This window comes from Mycobacterium sp. NGS63, from assembly GCF_059812295.1.
Window position 1 is genome coordinate 242,705 of the sequence record NZ_JCALCJ010000006.1, and the last position, 18,412, is coordinate 261,116.

General features: G+C 70.5%; 17 protein-coding genes and 1 pseudogene. 11 read left to right on the forward strand and 7 right to left on the reverse strand.

Going from position 1 to position 18,412, the window contains the following annotated elements; all coding sequences use genetic code 11:
- Positions 1 to 34 precede the first annotated feature (34 nt).
- Positions 35 to 1,009 carry a carbohydrate kinase family protein gene (locus tag AC5Y4Z_RS17510; RefSeq protein WP_499965725.1) on the forward strand — a complete coding sequence of 325 codons (975 nt, stop codon included), beginning with the start codon at positions 35 to 37 and terminating at the stop codon, positions 1,007 to 1,009.
- Positions 1,010 to 1,076: 67 nt separating this feature from the next.
- Here the strand turns inward: AC5Y4Z_RS17510 and asnB are convergent, their stop codons facing one another.
- Positions 1,077 to 3,020, reverse strand: coding sequence for an asparagine synthase (glutamine-hydrolyzing) (gene asnB, locus AC5Y4Z_RS17515; protein ID WP_499965726.1), 1,944 nt, complete (start codon positions 3,018 to 3,020; stop codon positions 1,077 to 1,079).
- A 178-nt stretch (positions 3,021 to 3,198) separates the two neighbouring features.
- Between asnB and ctaC the strand changes: the two genes are divergently transcribed.
- The 4 genes from ctaC (at position 3,199) to AC5Y4Z_RS17535 (ending at position 6,345) form a co-directional block, all read left to right on the forward strand.
- The gene (gene ctaC, locus AC5Y4Z_RS17520; RefSeq protein ID WP_499965959.1) at positions 3,199 to 4,206 is read left to right on the forward strand and encodes an aa3-type cytochrome oxidase subunit II; all 1,008 of its coding nucleotides are present in this window, start codon (positions 3,199 to 3,201) and stop codon (positions 4,204 to 4,206) included.
- Positions 4,207 to 4,214: 8 nt separating this feature from the next.
- A complete protein-coding gene (locus AC5Y4Z_RS17525; RefSeq protein ID WP_499965727.1) occupies positions 4,215 to 4,634 on the forward strand; it encodes a cytochrome c oxidase subunit 4 in 420 nt (139 codons plus the stop codon).
- Positions 4,635 to 4,816: 182 nt separating this feature from the next.
- On the forward strand, positions 4,817 to 5,707 hold the full coding sequence (locus tag AC5Y4Z_RS17530) for an MmpS family transport accessory protein (protein ID WP_499965728.1): 891 nt from the start codon (positions 4,817 to 4,819) through the stop codon (positions 5,705 to 5,707).
- Positions 5,707 to 6,345 (forward strand): DUF2561 family protein, encoded by a 639-nt coding sequence (locus AC5Y4Z_RS17535; protein WP_499965729.1) that lies wholly within the window; start codon positions 5,707 to 5,709, stop codon positions 6,343 to 6,345. Before AC5Y4Z_RS17530 ends, AC5Y4Z_RS17535 begins: the two co-directional genes overlap by 1 nt.
- Positions 6,346 to 6,359: 14 nt before the next feature.
- On the opposite strand, the gene AC5Y4Z_RS17540 is transcribed toward AC5Y4Z_RS17535, so the two are convergent.
- Positions 6,360 to 6,716: a winged helix-turn-helix transcriptional regulator gene (locus tag AC5Y4Z_RS17540; protein WP_499965730.1), complete on the reverse strand. Its 357-nt coding sequence runs from the start codon at positions 6,714 to 6,716 to the stop codon at positions 6,360 to 6,362.
- A gap of 105 nt (positions 6,717 to 6,821) precedes the next feature.
- Between AC5Y4Z_RS17540 and AC5Y4Z_RS17545 the strand changes: the two genes are divergently transcribed.
- On the forward strand, positions 6,822 to 7,190 hold the full coding sequence (locus AC5Y4Z_RS17545; RefSeq protein ID WP_499965731.1) for a DoxX family protein: 369 nt from the start codon (positions 6,822 to 6,824) through the stop codon (positions 7,188 to 7,190).
- Positions 7,191 to 7,280: 90 nt separating this feature from the next.
- Here AC5Y4Z_RS17545 and qcrB read toward each other — a convergent pair whose 3' ends face one another.
- Genes qcrB through ctaE form a run of 4 tightly spaced genes read right to left on the reverse strand, consistent with a single transcriptional unit; the run spans position 7,281 to position 11,630 of the window.
- A complete protein-coding gene (gene qcrB / locus AC5Y4Z_RS17550; RefSeq protein ID WP_499965732.1) occupies positions 7,281 to 8,939 on the reverse strand; it encodes a cytochrome bc1 complex cytochrome b subunit in 1,659 nt (552 codons plus the stop codon).
- Entirely contained in the window at positions 8,936 to 10,141 is a 1,206-nt protein-coding gene (qcrA, locus tag AC5Y4Z_RS17555; RefSeq protein ID WP_499965734.1) for a cytochrome bc1 complex Rieske iron-sulfur subunit, read from the reverse strand. Before qcrA ends, qcrB begins: the two co-directional genes overlap by 4 nt.
- Positions 10,138 to 10,986: a cytochrome bc1 complex diheme cytochrome c subunit gene (qcrC, locus tag AC5Y4Z_RS17560; RefSeq protein WP_499965735.1), complete on the reverse strand. Its 849-nt coding sequence runs from the start codon at positions 10,984 to 10,986 to the stop codon at positions 10,138 to 10,140. Before qcrC ends, qcrA begins: the two co-directional genes overlap by 4 nt.
- A 32-nt stretch (positions 10,987 to 11,018) precedes the next feature.
- Entirely contained in the window at positions 11,019 to 11,630 is a 612-nt protein-coding gene (ctaE, locus tag AC5Y4Z_RS17565; protein WP_499965736.1) for an aa3-type cytochrome oxidase subunit III, read from the reverse strand.
- Positions 11,631 to 11,750: 120 nt separating this feature from the next.
- On the opposite strand from ctaE, the gene trpD reads away from it, so the two are divergent.
- Positions 11,751 to 12,842, forward strand: coding sequence for an anthranilate phosphoribosyltransferase (trpD, locus tag AC5Y4Z_RS17570; protein ID WP_499965737.1), 1,092 nt, complete (start codon positions 11,751 to 11,753; stop codon positions 12,840 to 12,842).
- On the opposite strand, the pseudogene AC5Y4Z_RS17575 reads toward trpD, so the two are convergent.
- Positions 12,780 to 14,621 (reverse strand): annotated as a pseudogene (locus AC5Y4Z_RS17575) (DEDD exonuclease domain-containing protein); the annotation flags it as partial. The gene trpD and the pseudogene AC5Y4Z_RS17575 overlap by 63 nt on opposite strands.
- Positions 14,622 to 14,746: 125 nt before the next feature.
- Between AC5Y4Z_RS17575 and AC5Y4Z_RS17580 the strand changes: the two are divergent.
- The 4 genes from AC5Y4Z_RS17580 to pimB all read left to right on the forward strand — a co-directional run bounded on the left by AC5Y4Z_RS17580 (position 14,747) and on the right by pimB (position 18,365).
- A complete protein-coding gene (locus AC5Y4Z_RS17580) occupies positions 14,747 to 14,983 on the forward strand; it encodes a hypothetical protein (RefSeq protein ID WP_499965738.1) in 237 nt (78 codons plus the stop codon).
- A gap of 197 nt (positions 14,984 to 15,180) precedes the next feature.
- On the forward strand, positions 15,181 to 16,347 hold the full coding sequence (gene ripC / locus AC5Y4Z_RS17585) for a peptidoglycan hydrolase RipC (RefSeq protein WP_499965739.1): 1,167 nt from the start codon (positions 15,181 to 15,183) through the stop codon (positions 16,345 to 16,347).
- A 43-nt stretch (positions 16,348 to 16,390) separates the two neighbouring features.
- The gene (locus AC5Y4Z_RS17590) at positions 16,391 to 17,224 is read left to right on the forward strand and encodes a gluzincin family metallopeptidase (protein WP_499965960.1); all 834 of its coding nucleotides are present in this window, start codon (positions 16,391 to 16,393) and stop codon (positions 17,222 to 17,224) included.
- A 10-nt stretch (positions 17,225 to 17,234) separates the two neighbouring features.
- Positions 17,235 to 18,365 carry a GDP-mannose-dependent alpha-(1-6)-phosphatidylinositol monomannoside mannosyltransferase gene (gene pimB / locus AC5Y4Z_RS17595; protein WP_499965741.1) on the forward strand — a complete coding sequence of 377 codons (1,131 nt, stop codon included), beginning with the start codon at positions 17,235 to 17,237 and terminating at the stop codon, positions 18,363 to 18,365.
- Positions 18,366 to 18,412: the final 47 nt, after the last annotated feature.

Here is an 18,412-nt window from a genome sequence, read left to right on the forward strand (position 1 = left end):
CTAGGCGACCTTACTAACGAAGGATGGAGATTTCGTGACGATCGCGGTGACAGGTTCGATTGCGACCGACAATCTGATGCGGTTTCCCGGCCGATTTTCCGAGCACCTGCTGGCCGAGCACCTGCAGAAGGTGTCGCTCAGCTTCCTGGTCGACGACCTGGTGATCCACCGCGGCGGCGTGGCCGGCAACATCGCGTTCGCCATCGGCGTCCTGGGCGGTGACGTCGCCCTGGTGGGCGCGGCCGGCGACGACTTCGACGACTACCGCGGGTGGCTGCAGTCCCACGGCGTCAACTGCGACCACGTGCTGATCTCCGAAACCGCGCACACCGCGCGGTTCGTCTGCACCACCGACCTCGACATGGCCCAGATCGCGTCGTTCTACCCGGGCGCGATGTCGGAGGCCCGCAACATCAAGCTGGCCGACCTGGTGTCGTCGCTCGGCAAACCCGACCTGGTCATCATCGGCGCCAACGACCCCGACGCGATGGTGGTGCACACCGAGGAGTGCCGCAAGCTCGGCCTGCCCTTCGCCGCCGACCCGTCCCAGCAGCTGCCGCGGCTGTCGGGGGAGGAGATCGACAAGCTCGTCGACCGCGCGGCCTACCTGTTCACCAACGACTACGAGTGGGAGCTGTTGCTGTCCAAGACCGGCTGGTCGGAGGCCGACGTGTTGGGCAAGGTCGACCTGCGGGTGACGACGCTGGGCGCCAAGGGCGTCGACATCGTGCAGCGCGACGGCACCACCACCCACGTCGACGTGGTGCCCGAGACCAGCCAGACCGACCCCACCGGCGTCGGCGACGCGTTCCGGGCCGGTTTCCTCACCGGGCACAGCGCCGGCCTGAGCCTGGAGCGTTCGGCGCAGCTGGGTTCGCTGGTCGCGGTGCTGGTGCTGGAGTCGACCGGCACCCAGGAGTGGGCGTGGGACCGCGAGGCCGCCAAGGCGCGGCTGGCCGACGCCTACGGCGACGCCGCCGCCGCCGAGATCGCCGCGGTGCTGGCCTAAGCTGCGCCACCAGACGCAAAAGCCCCCGAAAACCGCTTGTTTCGGGGGTTTTTGCGTCTGCTCGCGGTCATAACTGGACCGGGTAGACGGGCTCGCTGATCTGCGGCACCACGGTGTGCTCGACGAAGATCGCGTGCCACAGCATGAAAATCAGCACCGTCCACAGCCGGCGGCTGTGATCGCTTGCGCCGGTTCGGTGTTCGTCGAGCATGCGGCGCACCGCCGCCGGGTCGACCAGGGGAGCGGCCTGTGACGAGTCCACCGTCGCATACGCCCACTCCAGCAGCTCGCCGGCGCGCAGCCAGTGCCGGATCGGCACCGGAAACCCGAGCTTGGGCCGGTGCAGCACGTGCGCGGGAACGATCGGCTCCAGCGCCCGGCGCAGCGCGTACTTGGTGGTGGTCCGGGTGATCTTGGCCTCCACGGGCAGCCGGGAGGCCACGGCGAACACCTCGGGATCCAGGAACGGCACCCGCAGCTCCAGCGAGTTGGCCATCGTCATCTTGTCGGCCTTGACCAGGATGTCGCCACGCAGCCAGGTGAACAGGTCGACGTGCTGCATGCGCGCCACCGGGTCCCAGCCCGCCGACTCGGCGTACACCGACGCCGTCACGTCGGTGTGGGTCCACTCGTCGCGGAACCCCGGCAGCACGTCGCGCAGCTGCGCGTCGGAGAAGCTGCGGGCGTTGCCGTAGTAGCGCTCCTCGAGCGTCAGCGATCCGCGGTGCAGCAGGCTCTTGCCGCGCATGCCCTCCGGCAGCGGCCTGGACACCTTGCCCATCGACTGCCGCAGCGGCCGCGGCAGATACTCGAAGGGCTTGAGCGACAACGGTTCCCGGTAGATCGTGTAGCCGCCGAACAGTTCGTCGGCCCCTTCACCGGACAGCACCACCTTGACGTGCTTGCGGGCCTCGCGCGCGACGAAGAACAGCGGCACCAGCGCCGGGTCGGCGACCGGCTCGTCGAGGTACCAGACGATCTCGGGCAGCGCGGCGACGAACTCCTCGGGGCTGACCACCTTGGCGATGTGCCGCGCGCCGATCGCCTCGGCCGAGGCCACCGCCACGTCGATCTCGGAGAAGCCCTCCCGCTCGAAGCCGGTGGTGAACGTGATCAGCCGGGGGTTGTGCCGGATGGCCAGCGCCGCGATCGCGGTGGAGTCGATGCCGCCGGACAGGAAGGCGCCGACGGTGACGTCGGCGCGCATGTGCTTGGCCACCGAGTCCTCGAGCACCGCGGTGATCTCGTCGTAGCGGGCCCGCTCGGTGTCGCGGGTGATCGGCGTGGCGGTGAACCGCGGCGCGAAGTACCGGGTGGTCTCCGGCGGCAGCCCGGGCCGGATGCGGGCGTAGCAGCCCGATTCCAGCCTGCGCACCCCGCGGTGCAGCGTCTCGGGCTCGGGCACGTACTGCAGGACGGTGTAGTGCTGCACGGCCCGTTCGTCGATGCGGGTGTCGAACCCGACCAGCTCGGCCAGGTCCATCAGGCATTTCTTCTCGCTGGCCACCGCGGTGCCGCCGGTGCCGGTGGCGATGAACAGCGGTTTGATCCCGAACGGGTCGCGGGCGCAGATCAATTCGCCGGTGACGGTGTCCCACAGCGCGAACGCGAACATGCCCCGCAGCCGGGTCAGCACGTCGGTGCCCCAGTGGTGGTAGCCGGCGACGATCGGCTCGCCGTCGCCGTCGGTGGCGAACACCACGCCGTGGGTGCGGACGAGTTCGTCGCGCAGCTCGAGGTAGTTGTAGATCTCGCCGTTGAACACCAGCACGTAGCGGTCCGGCGCCTCGGGCGGGCCCCACCGCAGCGGCTGATGGGAATGGGCGATGTCGATGATCGACAGCCGGTTGAAACCGAAGACGACGGAGCCCGCCGCGTCGGCCCACGTGCCCGGCTCGTCGGGCCCGCGGTGGCGCATCAGGTGCGACGCGCGGGCGATCGCGGCAGAGCGGTCGTCGGCCCCGCCCTCGGCGGCCCCCGGGGCCGCGACGAACGCCAGCAGACCACACACGGCGCCCCAGTATGCCGCACTCGGCCCGCGCTTGCGGAGGCCACACACCAGAGGGTCGGGGCTTCGTCACCGCGGCGAGCGGCGTGGTCTACGCTGCGTAGTATTCGATGTCCGAGCAGGAGGCGCCAAGGTGACACCTCGCGAGCAGATCCGTTCCCGCCGGGGTCTGTCCCGTCGGATGCGGCCGCTGGCCCTGGCCGCGGCGCTGGGCGTGCTGGCGGTGACGCTGAGCGGATGCAGCTGGTCCGAGGCTCTGGCCATGGGCTGGCCGAGGGGCATCACCCCGGAGGCCGACCTCAACCGGCAGCTGTGGATCGGGGCGGTGATCGCGTCCCTGGTGGTCGGGGTCCTCGTGTGGGGGCTCATCTTCTGGTCGGCGGCGTTTCACCGCAAGAAGGCGACCGACACCGAGTTGCCCCGCCAGTTCGGCTACAACATGCCGCTGGAGCTCGGCCTGACCGTGACGCCGTTCCTCATCATCTCGGTGCTGTTCTACTTCACCGTGGTGGTGCAGGAGAAAGTCCTGCACCTGGCCAAGGACCCCGAGGTCGTCGTCGACATCACGTCCTTCCAGTGGAACTGGAAGTTCGGCTACCAAAAGGTCGACTTCAAAGACGGCACCCTGACCTACGACGGCGCCGACCCGGCACGCAAGCACGCGATGGTCTCCAAGCCGGAGGGCAAGGACGCCCACGGCGAGGAGCGCGTCGGCGCGATCCGCGGGCTCAATCCCGCCGACCGCACCTACCTGAACTTCGACAAGGTCGAGACCCTGGGAACCGCCACCGAGATCCCGGTGCTGGTGCTGCCCGCCGGCAAGCGCATCGAATTCCAGATGGCCTCCGCCGACGTCGTGCACGCGTTCTGGGTGCCGGAATTCCTGTTCAAGCGTGACGTGATTCCCAACCCCGAAGCCAACAACAGCGTCAACAAGTTCCAGGTGCAGGAGATCACCAAGACCGGCGCGTTCGTCGGGCACTGCGCCGAGTTCTGTGGCACCTATCACTCGATGATGAACTTCGAGGTTCGGGTGGTGGCCCCCAACGACTTCAAGGCCTACTTGCAACAACGGATCGCCGGGAAGACCAACGCCGAGGCGTTGCAGGCGATCGCCCAGTCGCCGGTCGCGGTGACCACCCATCCGTTCGACACCCGCCGCGGCGAGATGACCGCAAGCCAAGGTTAGGACGCTCAATGCACATCGAAGCCAGGCTGTTCGAATTCATCGCCGCGTTCTTCATCGTGGCGTCGGTGCTGTACGGGGTGCTGACCGCGCTGTTCGCCACGGGCGGCGAGGAGTGGGCGGGCACCACCGCGCTGGCGCTGACGGCCGGCCTGGCGTTGATCACGGCGACGTTTTTCCGGTTCGTCGCGCGCCGGCTGGACACCCGGCCCGAGGACTACGAGGGCGCCGAGATCAGCGACGGCGCAGGCGAATTGGGCTTCTTCGCCCCGCACAGCTGGTGGCCGATCCTGATCGCGCTCGCCGGCTCGGTGACGGCGACCGGCATCGCGCTGTGGCTGCCCTGGCTGATCGTCGCCGGGGTGGTGTTCGTGCTCGCGTCGGCGGCCGGGTTGGTCTTCGAGTACTACATGGGCCCCGAGAAGCACTGATTTGCGACTCGAAGGTCACAATCAGGGCATCAGTTGACCCGTGGCCCCTTTGCCAAGACTTCTTTGCTTTGTTCGGTTCGGTAGGGTTGCCCCGGCACTATGAGAAATTCCCCAGCGCGCGCGCAACGAGGTAGCGGCACAGCCCCGCGCGCTGGTGACGCGGTTGGACAGGGCAGGGAGCTATGAGCGGGCCGAAGCCTCCGGGATGGGAACCTGGCGACCCGGATTCTGAAAGCGACGCCGTCGGCGAACCGGCGCATGAGTCCCCGCCCGAGATCGAGCCGTTCGACGACAGCGCCGAGCTGCCCGCCGCGGAACAGACCGGCCAGACGGATGCGTACTCGCGGGCGTACTCGGCGCCGGAATCCGAGCATTTCCTCAGCGGCCCGTACCTCCCGGCCGACCTGAGGCTGTACGACTACGACAGCTACGACGAGTCCGCCGACGCCGACGACGGACACCACGCGCCGCGCTGGCCGTGGGTGGTCGGCATCGCCGCCATCGTCGCGGCGATCGCGCTGGTGGTGTCGGTGTCGCTGCTCGTCACGCGCACCGACACCAACAAGCTCGCCAACCCCGCCACCACGACGCCGTCGCCGCCGCCGATGCAGGACGAGATCACCACGACCAAGCCGCCGCCCCCGCCGCCCCCACCGCCGCCGCCACCACCTCCGCCGTCCACCGAGACCCAGACCGTCACGGTGACGCCCTCGCCGCCGCCACCGCCGCCCGCGCCTGCCCCGGCACCGCCCCCGGCCACCTCCACCGCGGCGGCGCCGCCCCCGACCACCACCCCGACGGGTCCGCGGCAGGTGACCTATTCGGTGACGGGCACCAAGGCGCCGGGCGACATCATCTCGGTGACCTACGTCGACGCCTCGGGCCGGTCGCGCACCCAGCACAACGTGTACATCCCGTGGTCGATGACGGTGACGCCGATCTCCACGTCCGACGTCGGCTCGGTCCAGGCGTCCAGCCTGTTCCGGGTCAGCAGGCTCAACTGCTCGATCACCACCAGCGACGGGACGGTGCTGTCGTCGAACAACAGCGACGCACCGCAGACGAGCTGCTGATGGTCAGCAGATATTCCGCCTATCGGCGGGGTCCGGACACCATCCCGCCGGACGTCATCGATCGCATCCTGGTCGGCGCGTGCGCCGCCATCTGGCTGGTGCTGCTGGGCGTGAGCGTCGCGGCCGCGGTCGCGCTGGTGGATCTGGGCCGCGGCTTTCACAAGGTGGCCGGCAGCTCGCACACCCCGTGGGTGCTGTACGCCGTCATCATCGTTTCCGCGCTGATCATCGCCGGGGCCATCCCGGTGCTGCTGCGGGCCCGCCGCATGGGCCTGATCGAGCCGGCGGCGCGGACGGCGGCGGGACCGGCGCGCGGGCAGAACCGGCCGCCGGTGCGCCTGATGGCCCCCAAGCCGCGCACGCCGGCCGAGCGGGCGCGCCAGCAGCGGATGCAGGCCGCGCAGCCGGCGGCCGAGTGGTCGGGCGCGGCCGTGGACCGGGTTTGGTTGCGCGGCACCGTGATTCTGGCCGGCACGATGGGCGCCGCGCTGATCGCGGTCGCCGCCGCGACCTACCTGATGGCCGTCGGCCACGACGCCGCGTCGTGGGTGGCCTACGGGCTGGCCGGTGTGATCACGGCGGCGATGCCGGCCGTCGAATGGCTACACGTTCGGCAGCTGCGCCGCCTGGTCCATTAGCGTTAGCGGTGCGGCTACCGTGACGTGCGGTTGGCGTTGATCTCGTCGCGGTGTGCCATGGCCCACTCGGCCAGCGACATCACCAGCGGTAGCAATGTCCGCCCGAGGTCGGTCAATTCGTACTCGACCCGCGGGGGCACCTCGGCGTAGGCCGTGCGGTCGACCAGGCCATCCTCGACGAGATGCTTGAGCGTCAGGGTGAGCATCCGCTGCGAGATGCCTTCCACCGTCGCCTCCAGCCCGCCGAACCGCATCGGCCCGTCGCGGAGCGTCCCGATGACCAGCAGACTCCACTTGTCGCCGATGCGATCGAGCACCTCCCGGACCGCGCCGCCCGCGGGTATCCGCGACTTCTTTGTGATGTGCGTCATAGCAAAGTCTTCTTCCTGGATACACACAGCGATGTGCCTTTTGTCGATGCCCCAGCGCTGACACACGATGTGGCTACGCACAAATGGTAAGGATTGGGGACTGCCGTGAACATCGCATTGTGGGCGGTGCAGGGCCTGCTCGCGTTCGTCTACCTCGCCGCGGGTGGACTGAAGGTCATTCGACCGCGCGAGCAACTCGTGGCAACGGGCCGGCTCGACTGGATGAAGGACCACTCGGACGCGGCCGTGAAAGCCGTTGGCGCGGTCGAGATCCTCGGCGCGCTCGGCGTGATCCTCCCCGAGGCGACCGGCATCGCCCGCATCCTGACCCCGATCGCCGCGCTCGGCCTGGTCATCGTGCAGATCGGCGCGCTGCGGGTGCACCTGACCCGCAACGAGCGGCAGCCGTTGCCCGTCAACGTGATTCTTCTGCTGCTCGCGGCCTTCGGCGCGATCGGCCGATTCGTCGGCTGAGGCCGCGAGAGTGCTCGAGAGTGCAGTGGCCGAGGCATCGCCCGAGTGCGGGTGTCGGTAGTTGCACTCTGGCTGTGGGCAGCCGCCGGGCTAGTGCTCGGCGTGCTCGCCGTTGGGGGAGCCGACGATGCTGTCCTGGTGCTCGCGCAGCGCGGTGAGCGCGCGTTGCTCGGCGGAGTGCGCGGCCTCGCGCAGCGCGGCGTCCTCGGCGGCCGGGTCGGCGAACAGGAAGCTGCCGGCGCCCGGCGAGCCCGCCGAGCCCAGCTTGTTCATCCGTTTGGGAATGGCCGCACCCTGGTACGCGAGCGGGAGCGGGTGGCCGTGGCTGTCGACGGGCCCCAGCGGCTGATGCAGCTCGATGTAGGCGCCGTGCGGCAGCCGCTTGATGATGCCGGTCTCGACGCCGTGCTCGAGCACGTCGCGGTCGCTGCGCTGCAGCCCGATGCACCACCGGTAGGTGATGAAGTACACGAACGGGGGCAGGATCACCATCCCGATGCGCCCGATCCACGTCGTCGCGTTCAGCGAGATATGGAACTTGAACGCGATGATGTCGTTCATCGCCGCCAGGGTGAGGATCATGTAGAAGGCGATCGCCATGGCCCCGATCGCGGTGCGCACCGGGACGTCACGCGGCCGCTGCAGCAAATTGTGGTGCGCGTAGTCGCCGGAGAACCGCTTCTCCAGGAACGGGTAGATGATCAGCAGGATGAAGACCAGGCCCATGATCAGCGCGACCCAGACCGGGGCGGGAATCGTGTGGTGCCAGAAGTAGAACTCCCACGGCGGCCAGATGCGCGCCAGGCCCTCGGTCCACATCATGTAGAAGTCGGGCTGCGAGCCGGCCGACACCTGAGATGGCTTGTAGGGACCCAGGTTCCAGATCGGGTTGATCTGCAGCAGGCCGCCCATCAGGCCCAGCACGCCGACGATGGCGGCGAAGAAAGCGCCGGACTTGACCGCGAACAGCGGCATCACCCGCACGCCGACGACGTTGTGCTCGGTACGGCCGGGGCCGGGGAACTGGGTGTGCTTCTGGAACCACACCATCGCCAGGTGCAGCCCGATCAGCGCCAGGATGATGCCCGGCAGCAGCAAAATGTGCAGCGCGTACAGGCGGGGGATCAGGATGGTGCCGGGGAAGTCGCCGCCGAACAGCGCCCAGTGCAGCCAGGTGCCCATCACCGGCATCCCCAGCGTGATCGACGACAGCGCGGCCCGCAGGCCGATGCCCGAGAGCAGGTCGTCGGGCAGCGAGTAGCCGAAGTAGCCCTCGAACATCGACAGGATCAGCAGCAGCGACCCGACAACCCAGTTCGCCTCGCGAGGCCGGCGGAACGCGCCGGTGAAGAAGATGCGCGCCAGGTGCACCATGATCGACGCGGAGAACATCAGCGCGGCCCAGTGGTGGATCTGCCGGACGAACAGGCCGCCGCGGATCTCGAAGGAGATGTTCAGCGCCGTCTCGTAGGCGCGCGACATCTCGACGCCGCGCAGCGGCTGGTAGACGCCGTTGTAGGTGACCTCGGTCATCGACGGGTCGAAGAACAGCGTCAGGTACACGCCGGTGATCAGCAGGACGATGAAGCTGTACATCGCGATCTCACCCAGCAGGAACGACCAGTGGGTGGGGAAGACCTTGTTGAGCTGCCTGCGCACCGCCGCCGACGGGTGATAGCGCGTATCGATGTCCTCGCCTTGGCGGGCCAGGACGTCACCGATCTTCGGGGGACTCAGTTTCGGACTCATGATGTCGTCCTCTCCCAGAATGCCGGACCGACGGGCTCGACGAAGTCGCCGTTGGCGACCAGGTACCCGTTGGAGTCGATGGTGATCGGCAGTTGCGCCAACGCGCGCGCCGCCGGGCCGAAGATCGGCTTGGCGAAATGCAGCGCGTCGAACTGCGACTGGTGACACGGGCACAGGATCCGGTAGGTCTGCTCCTCGTACAGCGACGACGGGCAGCCCAGGTGCGAGCAGACCTTGGTGTAGGCGAAGAACTCGCCGAAGTTGAAGCTCTCCTGGCCCTGGCGCTTGACCACCCGGGGCATGTCGCTGGGCCGGACGCGGATCAGCATCACGGGGTTGCGGATGCCCATCTTGATGGTGGTCAGCTTTTCGTGCGACTCGGCGGTGGTGCCGTCGCCGTCGGACTCGCGCCACGGGAAGACGGTCTCCATGCCCCCGGCGTCCATGTCCTCGGGGCGCATCTTGACGAACGGCGCCCCGGAGTGCGAGCCGGTGGCCCGCGCCAGGTAGATGGTTTCGCCGTGGTAGCGCGGGGTCCAGCCCGACGTCCACAGCTCGGCCTTCATGCCGTCGGCGGTCGGCACGACCGGCTTCCACGGGTTCTTGATCAGGCCGCCGGCAAACGCGACCAGGGTGCCCAGCCCGAACGCGCCCAGGCCCACGCCCAGCGACATCCCGACCAGCTTGCGCCGCCCGATCGTCGAACCCTCATACGCGTCGGTCAGGTTCGCCACCACCGTCTTGCGGTCCACCTCGCGGGAGGCGCCGTCGTGGCGGTCCTGAATCGAAAGCTCTTCCGGGATAAACCTTTTCTGGTACAGCACGGCGCCGACGGCGATGCACAGGATGGACGCCCCGAAGGTCAGCCCGTACAGCGGGGTGGCCAGCGAGTACAGGAAGTTGCCCGACTCCTCCTTGGACTTGTACTCCCAGGGCCAGAACAAGAAGATCACCAGCAGCGCCAGCCCGAAACCACCGCCCAGCAAAAGCCACCGGGCCACCGAGCGCTCGGCGCGCTTCTCGGCCTTGGTGCCCTCGACGGGCCAGCGGGGCTCCTTGAACACGGTTTCGACGCCGTCGAGCTTGCCGCCCAGCGCCACCAGTTCCTGCTGCGACATCGTGGCCAGCGCGGCCTCGTCGGGCTCGTGTGGCGCCCCCGGTCCCTTGTCGGTGTCCGAGCCGCGCACGTCGTCGTGAGTCATGATGCTCGCGCCCCAATCCACAGTGCCAGCCCGATGGCGGCCACCATCCCGATGATCCACATGGCCATGCCCTCGGGCGCGGGCCCGAATCCGCCGAGGCCGTAGCCGCCCGGCTGGCGCTCTTCGGAGACGGCCTTGACGTAGCCGATGATGTCCTTCTTGGCGTCGAAGGACAGCTGACGGTCGGAGAACTTCGGCATGTTCTGCGGGCCGGTCAGCATCGCGGCCAGGATCTGCTGCTCGTTGGCCGGGCCCAGGTCGGGCGCGTACTTACCGGACGACAGCGCCCCGCCCTTGCCGGTGAAGTTGTGGCACGACGCGCAGTTGAGCCGGAACAGGTCGCCGCCGCGGCCCAGGTCGTTGCCGCGCAGCGAACCCATGGCCAGGCTGCCGTCGGGGTTGCGCACGACGGTCGGGCCGCCGCCGTTGGCCTGCACGTAGGCGCCGATCGCGTCGATCTGGGACTCGTCGAAGATCGGCTCCTTGCGCGGCGCCTGCGCCTCGCCGCGCATGGCGGGCATCCGGCCGGTGGACACCTGGAAGTAGACGGCCGCCTCGCCGACGCCGATCAGGCTCGGCCCGTGGTCGGGCACGCCCTGCAGGTTGGCGCCGTGGCAGGACACGCAGGACGTGTCGAACAGCTGCTTGCCGGTGCGCAGCAGCGCCGACGACGACTCGTCGGCGACGGCCACCTGCGGGGTGGGGGTAAGAACTGCTGCCAGCCCGCCGGCGATGACCAGCGCGATCAGCAGCAGCAGGCCGCCAGACAGCCGGCGACGCAGCCGCCGTCGCGCGCGCTCACGGCGCTGACCGCCTGATTTGCGGGTAGACCCCAGTTTCTTCAACCGAGCACTCCTGTTCCGTCCAGCGCCGGCCCTCATCGGATGAAATAGATCACGGTGAACAGCGCGATCCACACGATGTCGACGAAATGCCAGTAGTAGGAGACGACGATGCTGGCCGTTGCCTGCGCCGGCGTGAATTTACTCATCGCGGTGCGGGCCAGCAGGAAGATGAACGCGATCAGGCCGCCGGTGACGTGCAGGCCGTGGAACCCGGTCGCGAGGTAGAACACGGTGCCGTAGGCGCTGCCGGGGATGGTCGTCCCGTGCGTCATCAGGTGGTAGTACTCGTAGGCCTGGCCGAGGATGAAGAACAGCCCCATCAAAAACGTGATCACGTACCAGCGGCGCAGCCCGAACACATCGCCGCGTTCGGCCGCGAACACGCCCATCTGGCACGTGAACGACGAGGCGATCAGCACGAGCGTCACCGGCACGGCCTGATAGAGATTCAGCTCGGTCGGTGGCGGCGGCCACTTCCCGCCGGCCTGCGCCCGCGCGGTGAAATACATCGCGAACAGGCCAGCAAAGAACATGAGTTCGCTGGACAGCCAAACTATGGTGCCGACACTGACCATGTTGGGCCGATTGAGCGAATGAACTCGCGACGTGATCGCGGTACCGGAGGTCCCCACAGCGCTGGTCACATCCGCAAGTATGACGCTTTGTAGTTGTCGAGCTCTACCCGGGTCGGAAAAAACCGCGATCGGCGTTTCGCGTGGCGGCGGCGATTGGGGGGCCGCCGGTTCTCGTGGGACCATCGGCGCGTGGCCGCGTCGTCTGAAGCCTTCCCGCCCGGACCGGCGTCCGGGCCGGATTCGTCGTGGCCGGAGGTGCTCGGCCGGCTGACCGGCGGCCGGGAACTGGCGCGGGGCCAGGCCGGCTGGGCCATGGACCAGATCATGACCGGCGGCGCGAGCCCGGCCCAGATCGCCGCCTTCGCAGTGGCGATCACCATGAAGGCCCCCACCGCGGCCGAGGTGAGCGAGCTGGCCGACGTCATGCTGGGCCACGCCCTGCCGTTGCCCGCCGGTCAGATCCCCGACGACGCCGTCGACATCGTCGGCACCGGGGGCGACGGCGTCAACACGGTCAACCTGTCCACGATGGCGTCGATCGTGGTCGCGGCCGCCGGGGTTCCGGTGGTCAAGCACGGCAACCGGGCGGCGTCGTCGCTGTCCGGCGGCGCGGACACGCTCGAGGCGCTGGGGGTGCGCATCGACCTGGGGCCCGAGCAGGTCGCGCGCAGCCTGGCCGACGTGGGGATCGGGTTCTGCTTCGCGCCGCTGTTCCACCCCTCGTACCGGCACGCGGCCGCGATGCGCCGCGAGGTCGGGGTGCCGACGGTGTTCAATCTCCTTGGGCCGCTTACCAATCCGGCGCGGCCGCGGGCGGGTTTGATCGGCTGCGCGTTCGCCGACCTGGCCGAGGTGATGGCCGGGGTGTTCGCGGCGCGCCGGTCCAGCGTGCTGGTGGTGCACGGCGACGACGGGCTCGACGAGCTGACCACCACGACCACCAGCACGATCTGGCGGGTGCAGGCCGGCACCGTGGACCGGCTGACGTTCGACCCGGCCGGATTCGGGTTCGCCCGCGCCGAGCTGCACGAGCTGCTGGGCGGCGACGCGCAGGCCAACGCGGCGGAGGCGCGCGCGGTGCTGGCCGGCGCCGGCGGCCCGGTCCGCGACGCCGTGGTGCTCAACGCCGCCGGCGCGATCGTCGCGCACGCCGGGCTATCCAGCCGCGCTGAATGGCTGCCGGCCTGGGAGGACGGGTTGGCCCGAGCCAGCGCCGCCATCGACTCGGGCGCGGCCGAACAGCTGCTCGCGCGGTGGGTGCGGTTCGGCCAGCAGGCCTGAGTCGCCGACCTGCTCGCCGGCCAGCCGCGCCGAGCGCGCCAGCGCCGCCCACGCCGCGAGGGCCCCGGCCGACCGCCACGGCGAGGCCCACCCGTCATCCGAGCCGTCCGAGTCGTTTGCGACCCGCACGATGCGCACCCCGGGGGCGGCCAGCCAGCGGGCGATGAGGGCGGTCTCCTCGAGCAGCGCGCCGCCGAGCGGGGCCGCCGTCCGCAGGATCGCCTGTGCGCCAGCGTGAATGGCGTCGACCACCGGCATCGGGGGCACCCCGCGGCGGGCGGTGCCGGCCGCGGCGAGTTGGCCGTGCCGGACGACGGCGAGGTGGTAGCCGCCCTGGCCGTCCGGTGCGGCGGCGATCAATTCACCCACCGCGGCCAGCGCCCGCAGCCGCTGGGCGCGCCACAGCGTCTCGATGGCGGTCGCGGCGCGGTCACGCAGCCGCCCGGCGCTCTCGAAGTGACGTTGCTCGGCAAGCGCGGCGACGCGGCGCACGGCGGCGGCCAGGGCGTCGTTGTCGGCGCCGTCGATCAGGGCCGCGGCGCGGGCCACGGCCGCCGCGTACTGGGTGGCCGTGACGCCGCGGGCGGCCGGGCAGGGCGCGATCTCGGCCTCGCGGCAGGCCGGGCCGTGCAGGGCCGAGCGGCCCAGCCGGGTGGTGCAGGTGCGCAGCCCGGTGAACCGGGCGAGCAGCTCGGCGGTGTCGGCGGCGTCGGCGCGGGACCGGAACGGGCCGACGGCGCGGTCGTGCCGCGGCGCCCGCACGGCGGCGAGCCGCGGAAACGCCTCGTCGGTGAGCGCCAGCCACCACCACCGCTGCGGAAACCGCGACCGCCGGTTGTAGGGCGGGGCGTGCGCGGCCAGCATCCGCAGCTCGCGCACGCCGGCCTCCAGCGGGTGCGCGCACTCGACGTGGTCGACGGCGACGGCCAGCGTGACCATCTCCTTCATCCGGCCGCGGGGATCCGCGCCGGTGAAGTACTGGCCCACCCGTCGCCGCAGGTCGACGGCGGTCCCGACGTAGAGCACCTCGCCGGCCGGCCCGCGGAACAGGTAGACCCCCGGCCGGCGCGGCAATCCCTCGGCGAGCACCTTTTTGCGGCGCTGGGCCGGCGTCACGCCGGGCAGGTAGGAGCGCAGGTCGGCGTAGGTGTGCACGCCCTGGTTGCCCACCCGCTCGATGAGCGCGTGCAGCACGTCGACGGTCGCTCGCGCGTCGTCGAGGGCGCGGTGGGTGGGCTGGGCGGCGACGGCGAACAGCCGCGCCAGGGCGGCCAGGCGCACGCTGGGGGCTTCCTCCCGGGTGAGCACGCGCCGGGCCAGGCGGACCGTGCACAGCACCTGCGGGCGGCCCCAGGCGATCCCGCAGCGCTGCGCGGCGGCGCGCAGGAACCCGATGTCGAACCCGGCGTTGTGGGCGACGAGCACCGCGTCACCGGCGAACTCGAGGAACATCGGCAGCACGGCGTCGATAGTCGGGGCGTCGCACACCATCGCCGTGGTGATGCCGGTGAGCTGGACGATCTGCGGCGGGATGCTGCGCTGCGGGTCGACGAGCGTGGCGAACTCGCCGAGCACCACGCCGCCGCGGACCTTGACCGCCCCGATCTCGGTGATGGCGTCGCACGGCGTCTCGTCGGTGCCCTTGGTGCGCCCGCCGGTGGTCTCCAGGTCCACCACGACGAAAGTGGTTTCGCGCAAGGGGATTTCGTCGATCGGGGAGGCGCCCGGGTCCCAGCCCACGTCGGCGAAGCTCAGCTGAGCCGCCCCGGTCGCACCCATGGCCGTGACGTTAGGCAGATCCACCGACAGCCGCCGGCTCCCACGCCGATGTCGGTGGGCGCGGTTAGCGTGCGGGCAAGCGCGCGAACGCGGCGTTGGCAAGGCATACCGAGAGGACGGCCCAGATGGTACGAAGCGACGGCACGGGCGACACGGCGCTCGCACCGGTGGTGATCGACTGCGACGACTGCGCGGTGCGCGGGCTGCGCTGCCGCGACTGCGTGGTCAGCGTGCTGCTCGGGGTGCCGGGAACGCTGCTGGAGGACGAGCGGGCCGCGCTCGAGGTGCTCGCCGACGCCGGGTTGGCACCGCGGTTGCGTCTCGTGCCGATTCGTCGCGATCGAGGGTCCGGTGTAGCCTAATTGCCTTGTGCGCCAAAACCGCTCGGACTTCTTAGGGGATCGCCATCATTCACAAAGTAATGACAGAAATCTTCCTATTTTCTTAACGAACCGCTTTGGACAAACGCCGATATCATTCCGTAACCTATTTGAGACCTAAACTAGCTCGACGGCGCACCGGGAGTGCCCCGGCCGTGCCGTTCCCAGGCCGTTTAAGGATGCAAATCTTGAGCTTCGTCCGTCTATACCCGTGTGCGCGTGTGCTTACACGTTCTGTCCTCGGGACGTTAGCGGGCCTGACCATCTTCTCGGGTGTTGTTGCCGCGAATAGCGGCTTTTCCGTGGCCGACCCGGCCGAGGATGCGCTGGCGAAGCTGAACCAGCTGTCGCGCCAGGCCGAGCAGACCACCGAGGCGATGCACAGCGCGCAACTCGACCTGAACGACAAGCTGGCCGCCCAGCGTGCCGCGGAGAAGAAGCACGCCGACGACCAGGCCGCCGCCGACAACGCCAAGGCGCGCCTGGCCGCCTTCCAGGGGGCGGTCAACAAGCTCGCCGCCGCGCAGTACATGGGTGGCCGCGTCGACGGCATGGAGGCCATGCTGACCGCGGCCTCGCCGCAGGGCCTGATCGACAAGCTGGCGGTGCAGCGGCTCATGGCGACCCAGATGCGCACGCAGATGGCGAGCTACCGGGTCGCCGGCGAGCAGGCCGCCAGGGCCGAGCAGGCCTCCGCCAAGTCCGCCGCCGACGCCAAGAGCGCGGCCGAGCAGGCCGCCGCCGTCCGCGCGAGCCTGCAGTCCAAGCAGAGCCAGCTGCAGGTGCAGATCGCGGTCGTCAAGTCGCAATACGTGGCCCTGACGCCACAGCAGCGCACCGCGCTCGCCGACCCCGGGCAGCTCCCGGCCGGCGCCCCGGCTCCGGGTACGCCGGCGCCGGACGCGTTGCCACCCGGCGCGCCGCCGCCCGGCGGACAGGCGCCCGGCGGCGCTCCGCCTCCCTTCGGCCTGCCCGGCGCGCCCGGCGGCGTGGGCGGCGGCGACCGTGGGACCGTCGTGCAGGCCGCGCTGACCCAGGTCGGCTCGCCCTACGTGTGGGGCGGCGCCGCGCCCGGCGGCTTCGACTGCTCCGGGCTGGTCATGTGGGCCTTCCAGCAGGCCGGCATCTCGCTGCCGCACTCCAGCCAGGCGCAGGCGCAGGGCGGCCAGCCGGTCGCGATGTCGGACCTGCAGCCGGGTGACGTGGTCACGTTCTATAACGACGCGTCACACAGCGGCATCTACGTCGGTGACGGCATGGTGATCCATTCCTCCACCTACGGCCAGCCGGTGCGCGTGGTGCCGATGAATGCCGCAGGCCCGGTCCACGACGCCCGCCGCTACTGACCGTCCCGGCCGGCGGCGCCGGCTGTCGATCCTGCTGGCCTGGGTGTTCGCCCTCGAACTGATCGTCGCCGCGGCCGTGCCGTTCGACGCTGCCGGCGACACCCGCTCCCGGCACGCGCAGCTCGTCACGCCCGCGCGCGGCCACGTCGGCGCGGCGTCGAAGTCCCTGGTCGTCGGTGACCGCACCGTCCGGCTCGTCGGCCTCGGTGGCGTGGCCGGCGACCGGCTGCTGTCGCGGGTGGCATCCAACATCGGCGCCGCGATCGGCGCCGTGGACGCCTTCTGGGGCGCTGACTGGCCGCGCGAGATCACGGTGCTCGCCGCCGGCTCCGCCGAACAGTTTCGCGCCGCCGCCGGCGGGGGACCGGCGTCGCAGTGGGCCGACATCGCGGCGGTGACGGTCGCCGACCGCGTCGACCCCGCCCGTCGGGTGGCCGTCGGCCAGCGGATCGTGTTTGCGCCCGGCGCCGCCAACATGAACGAGCCCGCGTTGCGAATTGTCTTGACCCACGAGCTTTTTCACTACGCCACCCGCGCCTACACGGCAGCCGACGCGCCCGCGTGGCTCACCGAAGGGGTGGCCGATTTCGTCGCCCGGCCGCCCACCCCGGTGTCCGCCGACGCGCTGCCGGTCCCGCTGACACTGCCCACCGACGACGACCTGAACGCGCCGGGCCCGCAACGCTCGGCGGCCTACGACCGCGCCTGGTGGTTCGCCCGCTTCGTCGCCGACACCTACGGCGCGCCCAAGCTGCGCGAGCTGTATTCGGCCGGCTGCGGCGTCGGCCACGTCGACGTGCCCACCGCCGTCCACGACGTCCTCGGCGTCGACACGGCGGGGCTGCTGGTGCGCTGGCATCAGTGGCCGGGCCGCTAGCCTGTCGTCAGTGAGCCGGGTCCTGCTGGTAACCAACGACTTTCCGCCCCGCCCGGGCGGCATCCAGTCCTACCTGGGCGAGTTCGTCGGCCGGCTGGCCGGCGCCGGCGCGCATTCCGTGACGGTGTACGCGCCGCAATGGAAGGGCGCCGAGGCTTTCGACCGGGCTGCCGCCTATCGGGTGGTGCGCCACCCGGGCACGCTGATGCTGCCCGGCCCCGCGGTGGACGCGCGGATGCGCCGGCTGATCGGCGAGCACGGCATCGACACCGTCTGGTTCGGCGCGGCAGCGCCGCTGGCGCTGCTGGCGCCGCGCGCGCGGCAGGCCGGCGCGACCCGGGTGCTGGCCAGCACGCACGGCCACGAGGTGGGCTGGTCGATGCTGCCGGTCGCGCGGTCGGTGCTGCGCCGCATCGGCGACCACACCGACGCGGTGACGTTCGTCAGCCGCTACACGCGGTCGCGCTTCGCGTCGGCCTTCGGGCGCGCGGCGCGGCTGGAGTACCTGCCACCGGGCGTGGACACCGACCGGTTCCGGCCGGACCCGGCCGCGCGGGCCGAGCTGCGCGACCGCTACCGGCTCGGCGAGCGGCCGACCGTGGTGTGCGTGTCGCGGCTGGTGCCGCGCAAGGGCCAGGACACGTTGATCAAGGCGCTGCCGTCGATCCGGCGCCGCGTCGACGGGGCGGCGCTGGTCATCGTCGGCGGCGGCCCCTACTCCGACGCGCTGCGCAAGCTGGCCCACGAGTGCGGGGTTGCCGAGCACGTCACCTTCACCGGCGGCGTGCCCGCCGGTGAACTGCCCACCCATCACGCCATGGCCGACGTGTTCGCGATGCCGTGTCGCACCCGCGGCGCCGGCATGGACGTGGAGGGCCTGGGCATCGTCTTTTTGGAGGCCTCGGCGACGGGCGTGCCGGTGATCGCCGGGCTATCGGGCGGGGCGCCGGAAACGGTGCGGCACAACGCAACCGGGCTGGTGGTCGACGGCCGCTCGGTGGACAAGGTCGCCGACGCCGTCGCCGGGTTGCTGGCCGATCGTGACCGGGCCGCCGCGATGGGCGCGGCCGGGCGCGAGTGGGTGACGTCGCAGTGGCGCTGGGACGCGCTGGCCGCCCGCCTGGGCGACCTGCTGGACTAGTGGTGCCGAGCTGGGGGTCCCCCCACGAAGTAGGGGGAACGCAAAAG